19 protein-coding genes are annotated in these 21,412 nt (G+C 60.2%); 9 read left to right on the forward strand and 10 right to left on the reverse strand.

Annotated elements, in window-relative coordinates; translation table 11 throughout:
* Nucleotides 1–218 precede the first annotated feature (218 nt).
* The 3 genes from phbB to D8780_RS11490 form a co-directional block, all read right to left on the reverse strand.
* Complete coding sequence (phbB, locus tag D8780_RS11480; protein ID WP_121645709.1) at nucleotides 219–947, reverse strand: acetoacetyl-CoA reductase; 729 nt, start codon at nucleotides 945–947, stop codon at nucleotides 219–221.
* 120 nt (nucleotides 948–1,067) lie between these two features.
* Nucleotides 1,068–1,817, reverse strand: coding sequence for a hypothetical protein (locus D8780_RS11485; protein ID WP_121645710.1), 750 nt, complete (start codon nucleotides 1,815–1,817; stop codon nucleotides 1,068–1,070).
* Between the two features lie 104 nt (nucleotides 1,818–1,921).
* On the reverse strand, nucleotides 1,922–3,103 hold the full coding sequence (locus tag D8780_RS11490) for an acetyl-CoA C-acetyltransferase (protein ID WP_121645711.1): 1,182 nt from the start codon (nucleotides 3,101–3,103) through the stop codon (nucleotides 1,922–1,924).
* A gap of 290 nt (nucleotides 3,104–3,393) precedes the next feature.
* On the opposite strand from D8780_RS11490, the gene phaR reads away from it, so the two are divergent.
* The 3 genes from phaR to D8780_RS11505 all read left to right on the forward strand — a co-directional run bounded on the left by phaR (nucleotide 3,394) and on the right by D8780_RS11505 (nucleotide 6,183).
* Complete coding sequence (gene phaR / locus D8780_RS11495) at nucleotides 3,394–3,993, forward strand: polyhydroxyalkanoate synthesis repressor PhaR (RefSeq protein ID WP_121645712.1); 600 nt, start codon at nucleotides 3,394–3,396, stop codon at nucleotides 3,991–3,993.
* 140 nt (nucleotides 3,994–4,133) lie between these two features.
* Nucleotides 4,134–4,979 carry an SDR family oxidoreductase gene (locus tag D8780_RS11500; RefSeq protein WP_121646538.1) on the forward strand — a complete coding sequence of 282 codons (846 nt, stop codon included), beginning with the start codon at nucleotides 4,134–4,136 and terminating at the stop codon, nucleotides 4,977–4,979.
* The gene (locus D8780_RS11505) at nucleotides 4,969–6,183 is read left to right on the forward strand and encodes an AGE family epimerase/isomerase (protein ID WP_121645713.1); all 1,215 of its coding nucleotides are present in this window, start codon (nucleotides 4,969–4,971) and stop codon (nucleotides 6,181–6,183) included. Before D8780_RS11500 ends, D8780_RS11505 begins: the two co-directional genes overlap by 11 nt.
* Nucleotides 6,184–6,305: 122 nt before the next feature.
* Here D8780_RS11505 and rpmF read toward each other — a convergent pair whose 3' ends face one another.
* Together rpmF and D8780_RS11515 are read right to left on the reverse strand one after the other, a co-directional pair.
* Nucleotides 6,306–6,485, reverse strand: coding sequence for a 50S ribosomal protein L32 (gene rpmF, locus D8780_RS11510; RefSeq protein WP_121645714.1), 180 nt, complete (start codon nucleotides 6,483–6,485; stop codon nucleotides 6,306–6,308).
* A 144-nt stretch (nucleotides 6,486–6,629) separates the two neighbouring features.
* Nucleotides 6,630–7,445 carry a biosynthetic peptidoglycan transglycosylase gene (locus D8780_RS11515; RefSeq protein ID WP_121645715.1) on the reverse strand — a complete coding sequence of 272 codons (816 nt, stop codon included), beginning with the start codon at nucleotides 7,443–7,445 and terminating at the stop codon, nucleotides 6,630–6,632.
* A 182-nt stretch (nucleotides 7,446–7,627) separates the two neighbouring features.
* On the opposite strand from D8780_RS11515, the gene D8780_RS11520 reads away from it, so the two are divergent.
* Nucleotides 7,628–8,554: a polyprenyl synthetase family protein gene (locus tag D8780_RS11520; protein WP_121645716.1), complete on the forward strand. Its 927-nt coding sequence runs from the start codon at nucleotides 7,628–7,630 to the stop codon at nucleotides 8,552–8,554.
* An 11-nt stretch (nucleotides 8,555–8,565) separates the two neighbouring features.
* Here the strand turns inward: D8780_RS11520 and D8780_RS11525 are convergent, their stop codons facing one another.
* Together D8780_RS11525 and ispG are read right to left on the reverse strand one after the other, a co-directional pair.
* Nucleotides 8,566–9,411: a lytic transglycosylase domain-containing protein gene (locus D8780_RS11525; protein WP_121645717.1), complete on the reverse strand. Its 846-nt coding sequence runs from the start codon at nucleotides 9,409–9,411 to the stop codon at nucleotides 8,566–8,568.
* Nucleotides 9,412–9,417: 6 nt separating this feature from the next.
* Nucleotides 9,418–10,668, reverse strand: coding sequence for a flavodoxin-dependent (E)-4-hydroxy-3-methylbut-2-enyl-diphosphate synthase (gene ispG / locus D8780_RS11530; RefSeq protein WP_121645718.1), 1,251 nt, complete (start codon nucleotides 10,666–10,668; stop codon nucleotides 9,418–9,420).
* A gap of 170 nt (nucleotides 10,669–10,838) precedes the next feature.
* Between ispG and D8780_RS11535 the strand changes: the two genes are divergently transcribed.
* The 5 genes from D8780_RS11535 to D8780_RS11555 all read left to right on the forward strand — a co-directional run bounded on the left by D8780_RS11535 (nucleotide 10,839) and on the right by D8780_RS11555 (nucleotide 15,641).
* On the forward strand, nucleotides 10,839–11,198 hold the full coding sequence (locus tag D8780_RS11535; protein ID WP_121645719.1) for a hypothetical protein: 360 nt from the start codon (nucleotides 10,839–10,841) through the stop codon (nucleotides 11,196–11,198).
* 193 nt (nucleotides 11,199–11,391) lie between these two features.
* Complete coding sequence (locus D8780_RS11540; RefSeq protein WP_121645720.1) at nucleotides 11,392–12,522, forward strand: patatin-like phospholipase family protein; 1,131 nt, start codon at nucleotides 11,392–11,394, stop codon at nucleotides 12,520–12,522.
* A 103-nt stretch (nucleotides 12,523–12,625) separates the two neighbouring features.
* The gene (locus tag D8780_RS11545) at nucleotides 12,626–13,123 is read left to right on the forward strand and encodes a (2Fe-2S)-binding protein (RefSeq protein WP_281004569.1); all 498 of its coding nucleotides are present in this window, start codon (nucleotides 12,626–12,628) and stop codon (nucleotides 13,121–13,123) included.
* A complete protein-coding gene (locus D8780_RS11550) occupies nucleotides 13,116–15,389 on the forward strand; it encodes a xanthine dehydrogenase family protein molybdopterin-binding subunit (protein ID WP_121645722.1) in 2,274 nt (757 codons plus the stop codon). The genes D8780_RS11545 and D8780_RS11550 overlap by 8 nt, the downstream gene beginning before the upstream one ends.
* 99 nt (nucleotides 15,390–15,488) lie before the next feature.
* Complete coding sequence (locus tag D8780_RS11555; protein WP_121645723.1) at nucleotides 15,489–15,641, forward strand: DUF3309 family protein; 153 nt, start codon at nucleotides 15,489–15,491, stop codon at nucleotides 15,639–15,641.
* 21 nt (nucleotides 15,642–15,662) lie between these two features.
* Here the strand turns inward: D8780_RS11555 and D8780_RS11560 are convergent, their stop codons facing one another.
* The 3 genes from D8780_RS11560 to pyc all read right to left on the reverse strand — a co-directional run bounded on the left by D8780_RS11560 (nucleotide 15,663) and on the right by pyc (nucleotide 21,223).
* On the reverse strand, nucleotides 15,663–16,883 hold the full coding sequence (locus D8780_RS11560) for an MFS transporter (RefSeq protein ID WP_121645724.1): 1,221 nt from the start codon (nucleotides 16,881–16,883) through the stop codon (nucleotides 15,663–15,665).
* Complete coding sequence (locus D8780_RS11565) at nucleotides 16,880–17,644, reverse strand: DeoR/GlpR family DNA-binding transcription regulator (protein ID WP_121645725.1); 765 nt, start codon at nucleotides 17,642–17,644, stop codon at nucleotides 16,880–16,882. Before D8780_RS11565 ends, D8780_RS11560 begins: the two co-directional genes overlap by 4 nt.
* Before the next feature lie 114 nt (nucleotides 17,645–17,758).
* Nucleotides 17,759–21,223: a pyruvate carboxylase gene (gene pyc / locus D8780_RS11570; protein ID WP_121646539.1), complete on the reverse strand. Its 3,465-nt coding sequence runs from the start codon at nucleotides 21,221–21,223 to the stop codon at nucleotides 17,759–17,761.
* Between the last annotated feature and the right edge of the window lie 189 nt (nucleotides 21,224–21,412).

A 21,412-nucleotide genomic window follows, 5' to 3' on the forward strand; every position in this document is an offset into this window, starting at 1 on the left:
TCGGAGATGAACGCCAGGCCGGACTAATATTTTGATTTTATTAATATTCGGAACACGGTCCGAACGAATCGTGCACGAAGGAGAACGGGCCGATTCGCCATTTTTTCCGAGTCGATTCTCTAACAAGACCTAAAGGCCCGAAGGCAGGGAGAAGAAAACAGTGAGGGCACGCCCGAAAAGGACGCGCCCTCAATCATTTTTCCGGAAATAAGGTTCAATCAGTGCAGATACTGCCCGCCATTCGCGGAGACCGTCGAGCCGGTGATGAAGGCGGCTTCATCGGACGTCAGAAAGAGGACGCAGCGGGCGATTTCTTCCGGCTCGCCGAGACGACCGACGGGAATCTGCGGCAGAATCGTTTCGTTCATGACTTTTTCCGGGATGGTGCTCATCATCTCGGTATTGATGTAGCCAGGGCATATCGCGTTCACCGTGATGCCTTTCCGCGCTCCTTCCTGCGCGAGAGCCTTGGTGAACCCGATATCGCCGGCTTTTGCCGCGGAATAGTTCGCCTGGGCGAACTGGCCCTTCTGGCCGTTGACGGAAGAAATATTGACGATCCGGCCAAACCCGCGCTCGCGCATGCCCTCCCAGACATTGCGCGTCATGTTGAAAAGCCCGGTCAGATTGGTGCCGATGACCGAATTCCAGTGCTCCGATGACATCTTGTGAAAGGGGGCGTCGCGGGTAATGCCCGCATTGTTCACCAGAATCTCCACCGGCCCGCCAAGCTCCTCCTCCACCTTGGCGATTCCGTCCTTGCATGCGTCAAACGATGCGACATCCCATTTATAGGTCTTGATACCGGTTTCGTCGGTAAAGGCGGCGGCCTTTTCGTCATTGCCCGCATAGGTGGCGGCGACCGTGTGGCCAGCCTCCTTGAGCGCTTTGGAGATCGCAGCGCCAATACCGCGGCTACCTCCCGTCACGATTGCTACACGTCCCATTGCTCTCCTCCCAATTCACGGACCCATATCCGTGCTCTCCCCTAAAATTTGTAGGACAGGGGGACTTCAACGCAAGTCCTTAATTCAACTTAGTTTTTGCCGCAGTGCAGCACGGTTGAGTCAGGACCGTGCTCGCACTGGGACCGTCATAATTGTTTGGGCGAAGGAGAGAACCAGCCCCACAATTCCAAAACTGGCGACAAGAATGAGCCAACTTGCGGAGGATGATCGGAATGTGAATTGCTCGACGACAACGTAGCTAATTATTGGCAACGCAAAGACAAAGCCCACCAAAGCGCGCCACCAATTCGTTTCTGCGATAGGGAAATAGACCGGTTTTCGACCGCGGTTGGCCAAATGGAATATCAAAGTGACGATGCTAAGCGATACAAAAATAAACCAGCCACCCGATATCGCCCCAATAATTGGAAAAATGAGTGTATCGGCAGATCCATTTAGTCGACTGCGTTGCGATTCGAGAACGGCGTTGGCCATAGTGTATCCAACGAGGCTTATTGAAATCGCTATAATAAGAACGATTTCCCTGCCAAGCCTGACGGCTCGTTTCGTCCGTGCGAAGGCGGGACCAAAGGATAAGGCCATAGCAAGAAGCAACCCCAGCGTCAAATCGAATAGGCCCGCATCCAAGCGTTCGTATCGACCGCCTTCCATAGCCTCCCGCCGCTCATACCAACTTTCGAAAAAGACCTTTCGTTCTGGACCGGATGTCGGCGGGGCCTCCCTGGCAAGAGCTTTCAGATCGCTCGTAGAGAGCCCTGGCGCCAATTCTGGCAAGGTCGTGGAATAAACAATCTCCGTAATGCCGACCAATACGAGAAGAACGCTCGCGATCCGGATGAAAAAGCGCAACGGTTTAGCCTTTCCGGCCATCTTGCTAAGCGACACGGACAATTGATCGACGCGACAAGCCCGACCATCCCAAGATTGGATAGACGGGCTTGCCAAAAGGTGGATCAGTTCATGCTTTCGACGCACATGGCAACGCCCATGCCCCCACCAATGCAGAGCGTGGCGAGGCCCTTCTTGGCGCCGCTGCGCTGCATTTCGAACATGAGCGTGTTGAAGATGCGAGCGCCGGATGCGCCGATCGGATGACCGATGGCGATCGCACCGCCATTGACGTTCACGATATCCGGGTTCCAGCCCATATCCTTGTTCACGGCACAGGCCTGGGCGGCAAAGGCTTCGTTGGCTTCAACGATATCCAGATCGTCGACCTTCCAGCCGGCTTTTTCGAGCGCCTTGCGCGACGCCGGAATCGGCCCTGTCCCCATGATCTGCGGATCGACACCGGCCGTCGCCCAGGAGACGATCCGTGCCATCGGCGTGATACCGCGCTTGGAGGCCTCCTCCTCGGTCATGAGAACGACCGCCGCCGCGCCATCATTGATGCCCGATGCGTTGGCGGCGGTTACCGTACCTTCCTTGTTGAAGGCCGGGCGCAGCTTGCCGACGCCTTCCTTGGTAACGCCATGCTTGATGTATTCATCGTCCTCGACGACCGTGTCGCCCTTACGGCCCTTGACTGTGAAGGGGACGATCTCGTCCTTGAACTTGCCGCCTTTCTGAGCCGCCTCGGCCTTGTTCTGCGAGGCCACGGCGAATTCGTCCTGCACGTCGCGCGAAAGCTGCCATTTCTCGGCAACGTTCTCGGCGGTGTTGCCCATATGATAGTTGTAGAACGCGTCCATCAGGCCGTCGCGGAGCATGGTATCGACCATCTTCAGGTCACCCATCTTCACACCGTTGCGAAGGTGAGCGGCATGCGGCGCCATGCTCATGCTTTCCTGACCACCGGCCACGATGATTTTGGCGTCGCCCGTCGCGATCTGCTGCATGCCGATGGCGATCGTGCGAAGTCCTGAGCCGCAAAGCTGATTGAGACCCCAGGCCGTGGTCTCCTGCGGGCAGCCTGCGTTGATCGCGGCCTGGCGAGCCGGGTTCTGACCCTGCCCGGCCGTGAGGATCTGGCCCATAATCACCTCGTCGACATCGTTCGGGTCGACGCCGGCGCGCTCGAGTGCGGCCTTGATTGCTGCCGCGCCCAGATCATGCGCGGGGACGTTTGCAAATACGCCGTTGAAGGCACCTACGGGCGTGCGCGCGGCACTGGCGATAACGATCGACTGGCTCATCGGTTCTTAACCTTTCTTCCAAAGACTTAAATGGCGGACCGGCTGCGGTGAAAGCGCTCCTCCCGGGGCGTGCGCCGACCCTTATAACTCCTCCCGAAAGTGCATTTCGCACCTGCGTTATGGGCTACAATTGCGATGGAGCGGGCTTTTGGCAAGTCCGACGATTCCAATACGCATCTGCACAATACGCTTGGCATTGCACAATTCCCATGCCTATTGTTGCAGCATGTTGCAAAGCGCTGCAGCAGCGACATCCATGAATAGAGAATCGTCACAGAGGGAGGTTTGGAATGGCAGACAAGGGTGGCACCATTGTCATAAAGAAATACGCCAACCGACGACTGTATAATACCGGTACCAGCACCTACGTGACCCTCGAAGACCTTTCGAACATGGTCAAACGCGACGAGGATTTCGTCGTTCAGGACGCCAAGTCCGGTGATGACATCACCCATTCGGTTCTGACCCAGATCATTTTCGAACTGGAGAACCAGACCGGCAATGCCATGCTGCCGATTCCGTTCCTGCGCCAGCTCATCGCGTATTATGGCGATCAGATGCAGATGTTCGTGCCTTCCTATCTCGAACAGTCGATGAAAGCCTTTCAGGGCCGCCAGGAACAGCTTCGCGAAGAATTTGCCAGCGCCGTTGGCGATCCGGTCCAGATGATGACCGTCGGGCAGAAGGCGATGGAAGAGCAGGCGCGCCGCAACATGGAAATGTTCACAAAGGCGATGGCCATGTTCAACCCGTTTGCAGCCGGGCCGGCTGCGGGGCTCGATGCAATGACGAAGGGCGAGGACGAAGCGCGGTCCGGCGACGATCTCTCGGAGATGAAGCGCCAGATTGCGGCCATGCAGGAAAAACTCGACAAGCTCGGCAGCAGTTGAGCAATTCGAGGCTCTATAGCAAGGCGCCTTTTCCTGGCCACCGACCGACCGAAAAGTTGCTTTTTGGAACACCTGCGCCATGCATTCGTTCGGGGTAAAAGCTGGCAATGCCAGTCGAACTCCAGACGAAAGATGCCTCGATGGATATCCCTCCCCAGACCCAGGATCGCATGCCAGGCAGCGAGCAGAAGCTGACGCCGGCAGCGGTCCACATCACCGATGATTACAAAGGAAGCGGCAAGCTCGATGGCAAGGTCGCGGTCATTAGTGGTGGCGACAGTGGCATCGGACGGGCCGTGGCGCTGCATTTCGCCCGTGAAGGCGCAAAGATAGCCATCCTCTATCTTGAAGAGACCGAGGACGCCGAAGAAGCCCGGAAGCTCGTCGAGGACGAGGGCGCGGAGGTGCTTCTCTTCAAGGGTGACCTTGGCGAGAGCGGAACGGCCAGCGAAGCGGTGAAAGCCGTCATGGACCGCTTCGGCGCGATCGATATCGTGGTCAATAATGCAGGCATCCAGATCGCCGCGGACAGTCTGACGGAGATTTCGGACGAGGAATGGCTCCGTCACTTCAACAGCAACGTCCATTCGATGTTCTACCTGAGCCGTGCCGCTCTGCCGCATTTGAAAGAAGGCGCGCGGATCATCAACACGACCTCCATCAATGCTTTCAAGGGACACGATGAACTCGTCGCCTATACGACGACCAAGGGCGCGCAGCTTGGCTTCACAAGAGCGCTCGCCAATCAGCTCGGAAGCAAGGGCCTCCTCGTCAACGAAGTCGCGCCCGGGCCGATCTGGACCCCGATTCAGCCCGCGACCTTCGGCGGCGACACGGTCGCCGACCTCGGCAATGACACGCTTCTCGGCCGCATCGGACAACCGTCTGAAGTCGCTCCTGCCTTTGTCTATCTGGCCAGCGCGGACGGTTCCTATGTGACCGGCCAAACCATCCATGTGAATGGCGGGCTGATCGTTGGCGGCTGAGCCGTTCAGTCCCGACAGCCAATGGCTTCGTGAGGAAGGGCAGCGTCTCCTGCGCTTTTCGCGGGCTGCCGCCATACCAGGCGGCGGCTTCGGAACCCTCGATAGCGCAGGCCGCCTGCCCGCTGACGCGCCCATCGACGGCGTCCTGACCTGCCGAAAGATACACAGCTACGCGCTCGCCACTGCCCTCGGCGATTGCGATGGCGCCGATCTCGTCCATCATGGTCTCGACGCCCTGCGCGGTGCGCTCCGCGATGACCGCCACGGCGGATGGTTCACGACCGGCGATAGCAAAAACGGTCGAAAGGAGGCTTATCTTCATGCTTTCGTGGCGCTGGCCGCCAATACCGCCGTCGCCTTCGGATATGACGCAAGTGATCTGCTGGAAGACGCTGTCTCGGTGATCGAGACCAGATTCTGGTCCCACGAAGAAGGTATCATGCGCGAACGCTTCGAGGCGGATTGGAGCGGCGAGATGGATTATCGCGGTGCCAACGCGAACATGCACAGCGTCGAAGCATTTCTCGCCCTTGCGGACACGACAGGCGAGAGCAAATGGCTGGAGAGAACTCAGCGTATCGTCGAGCGGCTGATCCACGACCATGCACGACACAATGATTATGCGGTGATCGAGCACTTCGACCGAAACTGGACTGTCCTGAAAGACTATAATGACGATAAGCCGCGTGACGATTTGCGGCCCTATGGCACGACGCCCGGCCATTACGCGGAATGGTCCCATCTTCTTTTGAGGCTGGAAATGGCGCTAAGACAAGCCGGTCAGCCAGCGCCCGAATATTTGCGCGCCGATGCCGAGCGACTTTTCGCCGCCGCAGTCAGGGATGGCTGGAAAGATATCCAGCCCGGCATCGTCTACACGGTCGACTGGGACGGGCACGCTCATGTCGAAAACCGGCCCCATTGGGTTATCGCCGAGGCTGCCGTCGCGGCCGGCCTCCTTGGACGACTGACGGAAGACACTGCCTACCGCGAATGGGAAGGCCGTTTCTGGGCGACGATCCGCGATGTCTTCATGGATCGCGAATTCGGCAGTTGGTGGAACGAGGTCGATGGTCATAACCACCCGTCCGAAACGATCTACCGAGGCAAACCGGACCTCTATCATGCCTATCAGGCGACGCTCGCCCCGCGCCTGCCGCTTGCACCCAGCTATGTGGGTGCGGTCAAGCGCCGTAACGCCTGAATAAACGCAGAAAAGCCGGCTCCCGAAAGGGACCGGCTTCACTCAGGCTGACTTCGCAGCACGCTCTCGATCGAGGACTTCAGGACCAGGCAAGCGACTCGATCGCTTGCCGTGAAGAGCCCTTATTCCTTGGCTTCGAGAACCTGACGGCCGCGATACATGCCGCTCTTCAGATCGATATGGTGCGGACGGCGCAGTTCGCCGGTGTTCGCATCCTCGATATAGGTCGGCTGCTTCAGCGCGTCGTCGCTGCGGCGCATGCCGCGCTTGGAACGCGTAACTTTCCTTTTCGGCACTGCCATGGTGCATCTCCATCTGGCTCAACGCGACCGCCCGGCCCTCATCGATAAGGACCATCAACGGCAACGATGGTTTTGAGAATTGGCGGGCCTATACACCCTTCCCGCCGACAATGCCAGCACCTTGCAACGAAAAATCGTCCCAGCCTAGCCTTTCAGGTCAAGACAGCCTGTATAGGCGCCACTTTTGGCGGCACGGCGCTGGATCAGCTGCGCCAGACGGCGCGTGCCCGGCCCGCCGGCGTCCGGGTTTCGCTCGCGAGGATTGGGCAGCGTAACGGCCAGCCGCGCGGCCTGCTCGGCATTGAGGTCTGCGGCAGAGCGTCCGAAATAATGCTGCGACGCAGCTTCCACACCATAGATACCGTCACCCAGCTCAACGACGTTGAGATAGATCTCCATGATCCGCTGCTTCGGCAGGAGGGCGTTCATCGCCACGGCATAGGGAATTTCGATCCCCTTGCGGATGAAGGAGCGCGACGGCCACAGAAAAAGGTTCTTGACCAGTTGCATCGGAATGGTGGAGGCGCCGCGGGTCTGCTCGCCCTCCATCGTGTCTTCGACCACAGCCTTCAGTTCCGCCAGATCGACCCCGTAATGCCGACAGAACTGGCCGTCCTCGCTCATCATCACGCTGCGGGGCAGGACCGGCGCCATCTCGTCCAGTGCGATCCATTGGCGATCATAGCCTTTGAGCGTGGCGAGATCGGCGAGCATGAGAGTGGAAACCGGCCGGACCTGCGGAACGAGAGCCAGTGCAGTGAGCCCGATCGGCATCAATGAGACGATGATGAGAACCAGCACGGCACGAAAAAACCAACCGCGCTTCGAACGGCTCTTCTTCTCTCGGCCCGCGCTCCTATCCCGACCTTGTTTTGAACGGGTCTTTCTCGCCGTTTTCACCACGCGTTCGTCGCCTCTGGTCGCCTCGGGAAACGAGACCCTGGTCGAATCGTCGCCCATCGCCTTCCGCGTGTCATCATGGTTTGGCACACGATCACTTTCCGTTTGGCTGCCAGCGACTGGCCTGGCAGACGGCCCCTCACATCGCGTTCAAGACTTACTGAGACCTGGCGGCAGGCGCAACGGTCTCCTGTCCTTCAACCGTCTTGACCGAACCGCTGCGACAAGGCAGTGCAATCCGCATGACCCGTAATCCAACGCTCATCGTGGCTCCCCCGGCTCTTGCAGATCATGCCGCCCGTCTGGGAAACCTTCTGGACGGCCTTTTGTCCGCCAGGACTCTTCCGGGTGAAATCGAGCGGCCGGAGCGTCTGCGTGCTGCGATGGCCCATGGGGTTCTGGGCGGCGGAAAGAGGCTGCGGCCTTTCCTCGTGGAGGAGAGCGCAGCACTGTTTGGCGCGACGGGCGCCGCGATCCTGCGGGTTGGAGCAGCGCTTGAGCTGATCCATTGCTATTCGCTCGTCCATGATGATTTGCCGGCGATGGATGACGACGATCTGCGGCGCGGACAACCGACTGTCCATCGGGCGTTCGACGAAGCGACTGCTATTCTCGCAGGCGATGCCCTGCTGACCCTGGCCTTCGATCTGATGACGAGCGAAGAGACCGATCTGCCCGCAGATCGCAAGCTGGCTCTAGCCGGCGGCCTGGCGCGCGCCTCGGGCATTGGCGGCATGGTCGGTGGCCAGATGCGGGATCTCGAAGCGGAATCCGCCCCACGGCCTTTGTCGGCGTCAGACGTCGAGACACTTCAATCCATGAAGACAGGGGCTCTTCTGCGCTATGCGTGCGAGGCTGGCGCAATTGCCGCCGGAGCATCGACCGACGAGCAATCGCGCTTGCGCCGTATTGGAGAAATTCTAGGTCTGGCCTTCCAACTCGCGGACGACCTCCTCGATATCACCTCCACTCCCGAGACGGCCGGCAAGGCGACGGGCAAGGATGCCGACGCGAACAAGGCGACCCTGCCCTCGCTTAACGGCACCGACTGGACGAGGCAGCGGCTCGAGCAACTTGTCGAAGAGGCGACGGGACTCCTCTCGCCCTTTGGTGACAAGGCGGAAACGCTCGTTCAGACTGCCCGTTTCATCGCATTCCGCGACCGGTAAATCGCGACCTGCTAGCGGTTTCGCTGCACCAGACAGCTTGCTCCGGCGCGCCGCAATTCGCCACACAAACGGCTGGCTTCACCGCGACTGTCCGCTCCAATACCGACGGCGTAGATTCGCGCCCGTGCTCCGGGCCGGCGCAGCCGTGTGATGACGGGCCCGCTCCGCTCGACCAGCGCATAGCGCTGGCGCAACTGTTCCAGCTGCCGCTCTGCCGCGCCACGCCGGAAGCTGCCCGCCAGTTGTACCAGCCAGGGCTTTGAAAGCCGCGCCACATCGGGTGCGCGCGTTCGTATGACAGGCAACCGCTTGCAGCCTTCGAGAAAGGAGTGTTTCTCGCTAAGCGGCGCAATCGGGGCTCGATAATCCGCCTTGGCGAAGCGCTCCGCCGGCTGCTGCAACACCTTCAAGACGTAGTTTTCGGTCTCGAGAGGCAGGAAGGGATGCCCGCCGATCCAGCGTCTGAGACGCTCCTCGCCCGCATTGTAGCCGATCGCGGCGCGACCAAGATTGCCGTAGCGGTCGCGCATTTCAGCGAGATAGCTCGCGGATGCGGCGAGCGCGCTCGTCATGTCGAAGGAATCGGCGAGACCACGCAATTTGGCCGTACCCGGCATGAACTGGGCGATGCCCTCCGCGCCCACCGGGGAGACGGCGCCCGGATCGAACCGGCTTTCGGTCCAGACAAGTCGCGCAAAGAACGCTGCCGGCAGGTCGTGGCGTTCAGCCTCGGCTTTGATGATCGTGCAGACGCGGGCGACGTGAGCGGCGGGATCGTCCAAAGGTGCGCTGGCCGCCGGCTGAGAAATCGAGACGCTCAGCAGGAAGGTGGCCGATGCGATCCACCCGCCCCGCATGAGGGATCACTCGGCCGCGTCGGCATTGCGGCCGAAACGCTGCTCGATGTAATCCGCCAGCATGGCGCGAAAGTCCTCGGCAATATTGTTGCCGCGCAACGTCGCGGTCTTGCGTCCTTCAACATAGACCGGCGCCGCGGGGCTTTCACCTGTGCCCGGCAGGGAAATGCCGATATCGGCATGCTTGCTCTCACCCGGCCCGTTGACGATACAGCCCATCACCGCGACCTTCAGCTCTTCCACGCCGGGATATTTGTCGCGCCAGATCGGCATCTGCTCGCGCAGATCGCTCTCGATACGCTGGGCGAGTTCCTGAAAGACGGTGGAGGTGGTCCGCCCGCATCCGGGACAGGCGGCAACGACCGGCAAAAACTGGCGAAACCCCATGGTCTGCAACAGTTCCTGCGCGACCTGAACTTCACGCGTCCGGTCACCACCCGGCTCAGGGGTCAGCGAGATGCGGATCGTATCGCCAATGCCCTGCTGCAGAAGGATACCCATCGCAGCGGACGACGCCACCACGCCCTTGGTACCCATGCCAGCCTCGGTCAGTCCAAGGTGAAGGGCATGATCGCTCCGCTCGGCCAGCATCGCGTAAACCGAGATGAGGTCCTGCACCTGGCTCACTTTGGCGGAGAGGATGATCTTGTCGCGTCCGAGCCCGATCTTTTCGGCCAGTTCGGCGGAAAGGAGCGCGCTCTGGACAATAGCCTCACGCGTGACCTGACGTGCGGAAAGCGGCGAGCCCTGTTCCTGGTTCTCGTCCATCAGTCGCGTCAGAAGCTCCTGATCGAGAGAGCCCCAATTGACGCCGATCCGTACCGGCTTGTCATACTTGATGGCCATTTCGACGATTTCGGCAAATTGCCGGTCGCGCTTGTCGCGAAAGCCGACATTGCCGGGGTTGATGCGATACTTGGCAAGGGCCTCTGCGCAGGCCGGATGGTCGGCCAGCAATTTATGGCCGATATAGTGAAAATCACCGACAAGCGGCACACTCATGCCGAGCCTGTCGAGCCGTTCACGAATCTTCGGCACCGCGGCTGCCGCCTCGTCGCGGTCCACCGTGATGCGGACGATCTCCGATCCCGCCTGGCTCAAGGCCGCGACCTGCGCGACGGTGGAATCGATATCCGCCGTGTCGGTATTGGTCATGGATTGCACCACGACCGGCGCATCGCCGCCCACGACGACTCCGCCGATATTGACCCCCACGGAGGTCCGGCGGGCAAGGGGTTCACGAAGAATGGCGGTCATCGAGGGTCTCTCTACTGATAGGCTCCCGGCCTAGGTCGGGTTCAATCTCGACTGCGTCAAGCATGATTATGTGTCAATCGCACGAAATGCGACGCGGAAAGGATGGAACCGCTTTCATTCCCTCTCGTTGAAAAGGGAGTATCAGCAATACTGACTGAAGGACAATTTTCATGAGTTTCTTTCGCGAGAATGATTGGCGCGATGATCTTTCCGAACAGCTCGATGCCCTGAGAAGCGAGGTATCATCGTTGCGCCGTGAGGCTTCGCGCAAGTCCAGCCGCGCCCTGTCATCGACCCGCCACTCCAGCGAAGATGTTTTCCACGCCATCCGCGACTATTTCAGCCCGCCGAGCATTTATACACGCGGCTGGCGTCGTGCGAGCGACAATCCTGGTACCACCGCCGCGGCAGCTCTTGTCGGGGTCGCGCTGGTCGGCCTTGCCGCAACGTTTTTCCTGAACAGCTCTTCGGGCAGGAAAGATCATCATGACGTACCCGGTACGCCGACACCGCCTCCGCCCGAAGCATAAGCGGGCAAGGACGATCGAAAACAGCAATGAAATGGCCATCCCGTGCGGTGGCCATTTTCGCGTGTGAAAATGCTGCAGTTGCGAAGACGCGAATACGCACCATCTAAGGGAAGTCCCGACTTCGCTCTCGCGGCCAACGCAAGCCAACAAAAAACTGCCAGAACATGTCAATCGGCAGCCAAAGGATCGCCCCATGGACCAGACCAACTTCTCAAAGAGCGCCAGAGGCGCTGACGGGATTCCGGTCAATCTGGCTCTTCAGGGCGGCGGCAGCCATGGCGCTTTCACTTGGGGCGTGCTGGACCGCCTCTTGGAAGATGGCCGGCTGTCCTTTCCCGCAGTGTCCGGCACATCGGCCGGCGCCTTTAATGCGGTCGCGCTGGCCCACGGCTGGGCCGAGAACGGCCGGGACGGCGCCCGCCAGAAACTGCACGACATATGGCGCAGGATCGGGCTGAAAGGCCGCTTCTCGCCCATACAGCGCAACCCATGGGATCGGGCCTGGGGCAACTGGTCTGTCGAAAATACCGTCGGCTATAACTGGCTGGAAGCCTTGTCGCATACGATTTCTCCAGCCATGGCCAATCCATTCGGGATGAATCCGCTGAAAGAGGCCGTCGATGCGGAAATCGATTTCGACCTGATCAGCCGCAAGTGCTCGATCGAACTGTTCATCGCTGCGACGAATGTCGAGACCGGTCAGCTTCGCCTTTTCGTGAATGAAGAACTCTCATCCCGCGTCATTGCAGCCTCGACCTGTCTGCCGACGATATTTCCGGCTGTGGAGATTGAGGGCGAGCATTACTGGGATGGCGGCTATGGCGGTAATCCGGCCCTCTTCCCTCTCCGTGACGCCAACAACCACCCGGATCTGCTGCTCATCCAGATCAATCCGATCGTCCGGCCGGGCGTGCCCCAGACGGCACGCGCCATTCAGAACCGTGTCGACGAGATTACGTTCAACGCCACCTTGCTTCGCGAATTGCGTGACATTGCCATGTTCCGCCGGCTCATTGCCGAAGGCAAGCTCGACCCCACCGCCGTGAAGGTCCAGCGCTTCCACCGGATCGATGGCGACAGTCATCTGGAAGAGCTTGGCGCCAGCTCCAAGGTTTCCGCGGAATGGGAGTTTCTAACCCATATGCGCGATCTCGGGCGGGCCGCAGCCCAGGACTGGATCGATGGTTGTATCGACCGCGTGGGCAAGGAAGAGACCTTCGATCTTCCGGCCTTGACCGAGGATGGCCGGCTTTCCCAGCCCTATCGCCACAAACAGGCCAAGACGTTGCTGATGGACCGCATCCGCCATCTGGTAAATCGCTAGTCGCACACGCCTCGCTGGGGTAATAGCGACAATTGAATCCATCGCCTATATCATGATTTGTGAATGCAAGGTGCCGGGGCCCTTGCAGGGGAAGGAGTACTGCGTGGACTTCACAATCAACGGACAGACCGTGGAACTGGATGTTGATCCGGAGATGCCGCTTCTCTGGGCGCTCCGCGATGTTCTCGGGCTGACCGGCACGAAATTCGGCTGCGGCATCGCCCAATGCGGCGTCTGCACCGTTATCGTCGATGGGATGGCCCGCCGCTCCTGCGTTACACCGATCGGCCCTATCGAAGGCGCTGAAATTACCACGATCGAAGGATTGGCGATCGATGGTAAGCCGCACCCCGTTCAACAGGCGTGGATCGACGAGCAGGTACCGCAATGCGGCTATTGCCAGTCCGGACAGATCATGAGCGCGGTCGCACTTCTGACCGAGATTCCTCAACCCGATGAAGAACAGATCGCCGGGGCCATGACCGGCAATTATTGCCGCTGCGGGACATATCCGGCGATTCGCGCCGCCATTTTGCGCGCCTCCGGCCAGGCCCTTAGCCCTGTCATCGATGATGCTGAAGACGAGCCCGTCCGTGGGTAAGGTCGGGACCATTACACGGCGGACGCTTCTCATCGGCACGGCCACGATTGGCGCTGGCGTTGCCTTTGTCGCCTGGCGCGCCAACCAGCCTCTCGAGAATCCGTTTGTCGGCAACCTTTCGGATGGCGATAACGCCCTCAATCCTTTCGTCCTGATCGCGGAGGACGGTACGGTGACGATTGTCGTGCCGCGCGCTGAAATGGGCCAGGGGGTGATGACCACCCTCGCCGCTCTTGTCGCCGAGGAGCTCGATCTCGATCTTTCCGAGATTGCGGTGATCCACGGTCCGGCGTCGGAGACCTACTACAATAGCGCGATGATAACCTCGGCCCTTCCCGTCGAACCATGGAAAGAAAGCATGGTTTCCGATGGGTTCCGGCAGATCGCCGAGGTGGCCAGCAAGATGCTCGGAATGCAACTGACCGGCGGGTCGACCTCCACGCGCGATGCCTTCGACCGCATGCGTATTGCCGGCGCCTGCGCACGCGAGACATTGAAGGCGACCGCTGCCGAAGTCTGGAACGTCGATCGGTCGACGCTCGAGACCGATGGAGGGGCAGTGATCGACCGCTCCGGCCCGCGCTCTGTCCGCTATGCGGAACTGGCCGCGGCTGCGGCCCTGCGCGAGCCGATCACCGATGTTCAGCCGCGCGATCCCAGCGAATGGAAGCTCCTCGGCCGCAGCCAGCAGCGCGTGGATGTTCCCTCCAAAGTCAAGGGATCACCGATCTTCGGGATCGATATGAGCTTTCCCGATATGCTGCACGGCACCGTCGCGATGGGACCGATGCCCGGTTCGAAACCACGTGACGCGGACCGCAATGCGGCGCTGGCCATACAGGGGGTGCGGGCCGTTGTTCCGATCTCCAGCGTCTATGGCGAAGGATACGGCATCATCGCTGACAGCACTTGGACGGCCTTCAAGGCACGCCGGGCTCTGGCGCCCGAATGGGAGAACGAAGAACCCTTCGGCGCAAGCGAACTCGATGCGGCCTTTCAGGCTGCCTTCGACGAAGGCGGTGGCGATGTTCATCGAAACGATGGCGACATCGATCGCGTGTTCGCCGATCTTGGCGATGAGGACGTTCTGAGTGCCGAATATTCCGTTCCCGCTCTCGCCCATGCCACGATGGAGCCTATGAACGCGACGGCACGCTTCAAGGACGGCGTTCTCGATATCTGGTGCGGCAACCAGTCTCCGACGCTGGTGCGGAAATCCTGTGCTGAAGCCCTCGAAATCGACGAAGCGGACTGCCGCGTCCATACGACGATGCTGGGAGGCGGCTTCGGCCGGCGGGCCGAGTTTGATTTCGCACTCTACGCGTCACTTATGGCAGCCCGGACCGATGGTTTGCCGGTCAAGGTGACCTGGTGCCGTGAGGAAGATACCCGGCACGACCTCTACCGTCCGCCGGCAAAAGCAAAGTGCCGCGCTCGCCTGACGGATACGGGTGGCCTCGAAGCCATCGACATGCAATTGGCCTCGCCATCGGTGATGGCCTCGCTGATGAACCGTATGGGATTTTCTTCTTTCGGGCCGGATGCGACGATGAGCGAAGGCGCGGCGAACCAGCTCTACAAGCCGAAGAACTTCCGGGTATCGACGCCAGAACTCGACATCCCCTTGCCGGTCGGCTTCTGGCGTTCGGTCGGCAACTCCAACAATGCCTTCATCATGGAGTGCTTTCTGGACGAGGTCGCGCATGCCGCCGGCCGGGATCCGCTTGAACTCCGCCTCGAACTTCTCGCTGATTTCGAGCCGGCCAAGGCGGTTCTGCGAACAGTGGCCGAAATGGCGAACTGGCAGGGTGGCAAGAGCGGGGAAAATAGCGCTCAGGGCCTCGCTTTCTGCTTCTCGTTCAACACGTCGGTGGCTCAGATCGTCGAAGTGTCACGCGGACAGGACGATCGCATCGCCATCGACAAGGTCTGGTGCGCCGCTGATTGTGGTCTGGTCCTGGATCCTGCCATCGTCCGGGCGCAGCTTTCCGGTGGCATCGTCTTCGGTCTGTCAGCCGCGATGATGCAGGAGATCACATTGAAGGACGGAGCTGTCGAGCAAGGTAATTTCGATAGTTACCCGATGATGCGCTATCATCAGTGCCCGGAGATCAAGGTTGCCCTGAGCCGCCGCCAGACCTTCATGGGTGGTATAGGAGAACCGGGCGTGCCGCCCGCCGCGCCGGCGCTGGCCAATGCGGTAGCCGCTTTGACGGGTGAACGCATTCGCACCCTGCCACTCAACAAAAGCGTTTTGTTCGCCTGAAGAGAAAACGCAAGGAATTCCGTCTCATCGCGCCGCCTACAAGGGAACGAAACCTCGGCTCCGGCATTTCTATTGCAGTATTAATTGGAGGCACATTTCATGAGTACACTCGGAATCATTCTTCTTATTATCCTTGTTCTCCTGCTGCTGGGCGCCATTCCGGCCCGTGGACGTTTCGGCAACGGCCCGATCGGGATTATCGGCGTTATTCTCATTATCGTGATTATTCTGGTTCTTGTCGGCTATATTTGATCGACTGAAAAACGATAATCCTCATGCCGCGCCCGGGTCTTCGACCCGGGCGTTTTTCTTGGCCGGTGGCAGATCAATCCGCCCCCGCACCAAAGGAAGAAGGGCCAGGAACACAGCGAGCAGTGCCGACAGGCCGACCATCACCGCGCCAAGGCTCGTCCAGGATGCGATCAGTCCGATCAGGGAGGGGGCAAGCAGGACACCGGAAAAGCCGAAGGTCGAAACGATGGCGATACCCGTCGCAGCCGGCACCCCTGGCAAGGAGGAAGCGAGCGCGAACAGGACCGGCACCATATTACTGAGACCGATGCCGACCAGCAGCGCGCCTAGGAGTATGAGGGGCGCGGGAGTGGCGGTGCCGAAGAGGAACAGTCCGCTGCCGGCGATGACGGCTCCCGTCGCAAGAACCTTCCAAAGTCCGAAACGCGCGCGAAGGGGATCGCCGACGAAGCGAACAAGCGCCATGGCGGCTGAGAAAAGACCGAAAGCGTAGCCGGAAAGCGCAACCGATATGCCCCGCTCTTCGCGAAGGAAAAACGCGCTCCAGTCAAGAAGCGCGCCTTCCGCGACATAGGCGATCAGGGTCAGCCCTGCGACGAGGTAAGGAAGCGGCGTAAGGGGCCAATTGGCCTTATCCTTTTCATCGCCAGCCTGCGGGATTCGTTCCGCCGGACGCTGCCAGAACGACGCGGCACTGGTCGCAGCAAACGCTGCAAGGCTCGCCACGGCAACCTGTATCCAGAGCCCATAATGGGCAATCAACCATCCGCCGCTCGACGCACCGATGAAGCCACCAAGCGACCAGAAACCATGGGTCGCACTCATGATCGGCCGGCCCATTTCAACTTCCGTCTCGCTCGCCGCGCTGTTCATGCCCACCTCGACTAGGCCGACAGCAGCGCCGGATAGGAAAAGGACGAGCCCTCCCGCGAGGGGCGTCGGCGCGACCGTCAATGCCGGCAGGATCAGAAGTGCGAGCCACAGGCCCGTCAGCATGACCGGTCGCGGCCCTTTTCGAACGGCCCAGCGCCCGGCGAGCGGCATGGTCAGCAGGGAACCGATGCCGAAAAGGAAGATGAACAGTCCCATGCCCCGCTCATCCACGCCCATACGGGTGGCGAACTCAGGTATTTTCGGAGCCCAACTTCCCACGATCAGGCCCGCCTGCAGGAACGCACAGCTCACAGCAATTCTTGCAAAGGGCCAGCGCGAGCGGTGCACTCCGGCTTTATCCGCGCTCATTGATCGGGCTCGGCGCGAATGATCGCCGCACCGATCGAGGACAGTCCGGCCGATATTTCCTCCGAGGCGTCATATTCGGTAATGATGGTCACGCGCTCATCCAATGCCACTGTATTGAAAGCCGCCCGCTGTCCCAGCTTCTCGTTGGAGACGGGTGCAATGATCCGGTCTGCCTGCTCCGCTACGGCGCAGCGCAAGGTCATCTCTTCAAAGCTCTGAACCGTCAGGCCCGATGCCACGTCGAGTGCGCAAACGCCAAAGAGATGAATGTCGAAATTCAGCCGCGATATCTCGATCAGCGCCTGTGCGCCAAGCGATGCGCCGACATGAAAATCGACTTTGCCGCCTATGACGATGAGGTCGATATTCTCATGGTCGGAGAGAGCGGCCGCTATGTGGGGCGCATTTGTGGTCACGGTCAGCTTTCGGTCTTTGGGAAAAAGCTCCATGGCCGCGCGATTCGTCGCGCCGGCATCCACGAAGACGCTGGCATTTTCCGGCAGAAGACGGGCGACGGCGCGGCCGAGGGCCGCCTTGGAACGCGTCGTTTCCGCAAGACGCCGCGCGATCGGCACGGGAGGCGATGGAAGCAAAGCGCCTCCGTAGACTCGCTCGCAAACGCCCGCAGCGGCCATTTCGCGCAGATCGCGGCGGATCGTGTCCTCTGAGACGCCGAACTCCACGGCAAGATCTGCCGCCACAACTTTCCCGTTGCTTTTAAGGCGTTGAGATATGACAGACTGACGTTCACGACTAAGCATGCGGCCTCCAATCCGGCAGTAACATGCAATAATCGGAATCAACGTGCATATCAAGTCAAAGGAAAGGGCCCGCTAAAGGCCCTCTCCTCGCGTCCTTTAGGCAGGCGGCGACGATCAGTTCGCCTCCATCCGAACCAGAAGATCCTTTGCATCGATCTGGTCGCCAGGCGCGACATAGATCTCCGCGACGGTGCCATCGGCCTCGGCGTGCAGGGCGGTTTCCATTTTCATCGCCTCGATAGAGACCAGAACGTCGCCTGATTTCACCTCCTGGCCCGACTTTACAGCCACCGACGAGATAACCCCTGGCATCGGCGCTCCGATATGAGCGGCATTGCCGGCTTCCGCCTTCGGACGGGCCTTGATGGCGTCGCTTCCATGAAGGCGGTCGGGCACCTTCACGCGGCGGGGCTGACCGTTCAATTCGAAGAAGACGGTTCTCTCGCCCTTCTCGTCGGTTTCACCGATCGCCAGCGTGCGAAGGGTAAGCGTCTTGCCCTTCTCGATGGTGATATAGGTCTCTTCCTCCGCCGGCAGGCCATAGAAATAAATCGGGGTCGCCAGAGTCTCGACCGGGCCGTATTCCTCCCGAACGGTCATGAAATCGGTGAAGACCTTCGGATACATCAGGAAGGAAGCAAAGCGCCGGTCGTCGATCTGCTGATCAAGACGCTCCTCGATTTCACTCCGCTCCTTGTCGAGATCGGCATCCGAAAGGCGGGAACCCGGCCTGACAGTGTAAGGCTCCTCCCCTTTCAGCACCTTCTTCTGGATATCGTCCGGCCACCCTTCCGGCGGCTGGCCGAGATCACCGCGCATCATCGAAACAACGCTATCGGGAAAGGCGATATCACGCTTCGGGTCCTTCACATCGGCAATGGAGAGGTCCTGGCTCACCATCATCAGGGCCATATCGCCCACCACCTTGGAAGACGGCGTAACCTTCACGATATCGCCAAACAGCATGTTCACGTCGTGATAGGCCTGAGCGACCTGGTGCCAACGGCTCTCAAGGCCAAGTGAACGTGCCTGCTCCTTCAGATTGGTGAACTGACCGCCCGGCATTTCGTGCAGATAGACCTCTGAGGCCGGGCTCTGCGAGATATTCTCGAAAGCCGCATACTGGCTACGTACCGCCTCCCAGTAGAAACTGATCTTGCGAATCCATTCCGGATCCAGCCCGGAATCACGCTCCGTGCCCGACAAGGCTTCAACGATGGAACCGAGGCAGGGCTGGCTGGTATTGCCAGAGAAGGAATCCATCGCCGCATCCACCGCATCAACGCCCGCATCCACCGCAGCCAGAATGGAGGCCGCGGCAATGCCGCTCGTATCATGCGTATGGAAGTGGAACGGAAGGTCGGTCTCTTCACGCAAGGCCTTGAAGAGTGCCGTCGCTGCGGCAGGCTTGAGAAGGCCAGCCATATCCTTGACCGCCAGAATGTGCGCGCCCGCGTTCTCCAGATCCTTGGCCAGTTCGACGTAATATTTCAGATCATACTTCGCACGGTTCGGATCGCGGATATCGCCCGTGTAGCAAAGCGCCGCCTCGATGATCTTGCCGCTCTCGCCCACTGCGTCCATGGCGATACGCATGTTCTCCACCCAGTTCAGGCAGTCGAACACGCGGAAGATATCCACCCCACCTTCCGCCGCCTGACGGACGAAGTACTTCACGACATTGTCGGGATAGTTGGTGTAACCGACACCATTTGCGCCACGCAGCAGCATCTGCGTCAGAAGGTTCGGCGCCGCTTCGCGGATCTGCGCAAGCCGGTCCCATGGGTCTTCCGTCAAAAACCGCATGGAGACATCGAAGGTGGCGCCGCCCCAGCATTCCAGCGAGAGCAGTTGCGGCAGGGCGCGCGAATAGGTCCCCGCGATCGATGTGATGTCGTAGGACCGCATGCGCGTTGCAAGCAGGCTCTGATGGCCGTCGCGCATGGTTGTATCGGTCATCAGAATACGCGTCTGCTCACGCATCCATTTGGAAAAGCCCTCCGCGCCTCTCTCTTCGAAGATCTGGCGGGTGCCGTCCGGTATCTCGCCGCCGGCATAGGGAGGAACCGGCGCGGCAGCATCTTCCGGTGGCCTTGGCCGGTCGCGCGTTTCCGGGTGTCCGTTCACGGTTACATCGGCCACGTAGTGCAGAAGCTTGGTGGCCCTGTCCTGACGCTTCACCGCCGAGAAAAGCTCCGGCGTGTTGTCGATGAACTTGGTGGTGTAGCTGTTATCCTGAAACTTCGGATGGCTGATGATCGCTTCGAGGAACGTCAGGTTGGTGGCCACGCCGCGAATACGGAACTCCCGCAGGGCACGATCCATGCGGGCGATGGCTTCCTCGGGCGTCGGCGCCCAGGCCGTGATCTTCTCCAGAAGCGGGTCGTAGAAGCGGGTGATGACCGCTCCCGAATAGGCGGTTCCGCCGTCCAGGCGAATACCGAAGCCGGTCGCACCACGATAGGCGGTGATGCGGCCGTAATCCGGAATGAAGTTCTGCTCCGGATCCTCGGTCGTGATGCGGCACTGCAACGCATGGCCGTTGAGCTTGATATCTTCCTGGGCCGGGACCTTGCTTGCCGGATCGCCGATTGCCTCGCCTTCGAGAATGCGGATCTGCGCCTTGACGATATCGATCCCCGTCACCTCTTCGGTCACGGTGTGTTCGACCTGAATGCGGGGGTTCACCTCGATGAAGTAGAACGAGCCGGTGTCGGAATCCATTAGGAACTCGACCGTACCGGCGCCGACATAATCCGTCGCTTCGGCGATCTTCAGCGCATGGGAGGCCAGTTCCTGGCGCTTTTCGGCGTCCAGATACGGAGCGGGCGCCCGCTCGACGACCTTCTGGTTACGCCGCTGAATGGAGCAGTCACGCTCGAAAAGATGAACCTGATTGCCGTGCGTATCGCCAAGCACCTGAACCTCGACATGCCGGGCGCGCTCGACCAGCTTTTCCAGGTACACCTCGTCCTTGCCGAAAGCCGCGCGCGCCTCGCGCTTGGCCTCGGTCACCTCACGGGAAAGATCGTCAGCGGAGCGAATGGCCCGCATGCCGCGTCCTCCGCCGCCCCAGCTCGCCTTCAGCATCAGCGGATAGCCGATCTCGTCGGCCATCTTCGCGACAGCCTCCATATCGTCCGGCAAAGGATCGGAGGCCGGCACGACCGGAACGCCGACTTCAACGGCGAGATTGCGCGCCGCGACCTTGTTGCCGAGCCGGCGCATCGTTTCCGGCTTCGGCCCGATAAAGGTGATACCCGCTTCGGCGCAGGCATCGGCAAATTCCGGGCTTTCCGAAAGCAGTCCGTAGCCGGGATGGATGGCGTCGACCTCGGCCATCTTGGCGACCCGGATCACCTCATCGATCGACAGATAGCTTTCGATCGGCCCGAGTTCCTTCTCCAGATGCGGCCCCCGGCCGATCTGATAGCTCTCATCCGCCTTGAAGCGATGAAGGGAATATTTGTCCTCTTCGGCCCATATGGCGACCGTTTTGATGCCCAGTTCATTGGCGGCGCGAAACACGCGGATCGCAATCTCGGAACGGTTGGCGACGAGGAGCTTATTGATCTTCACTTTGGCAATCCCCTGATCGAAAGAGCGCCGGCTATGAGCTGGCATAGACGTTGAAAGCTAGAGCAGATGACTTTTGCTGCAACGCAAACGACGTACACGACGCGCATGGCGCGCTCAAGTTTCAAGCATGTCGGATGGCGCACGCAAAACGGGCCCGGCCTTGGCCGAACCCGTCATTTCTCAATTCCG

Source organism: Notoacmeibacter ruber (genome assembly GCF_003668555.1).
Lineage (GTDB): Bacteria > Pseudomonadota > Alphaproteobacteria > Rhizobiales > Rhizobiaceae > Notoacmeibacter > Notoacmeibacter ruber.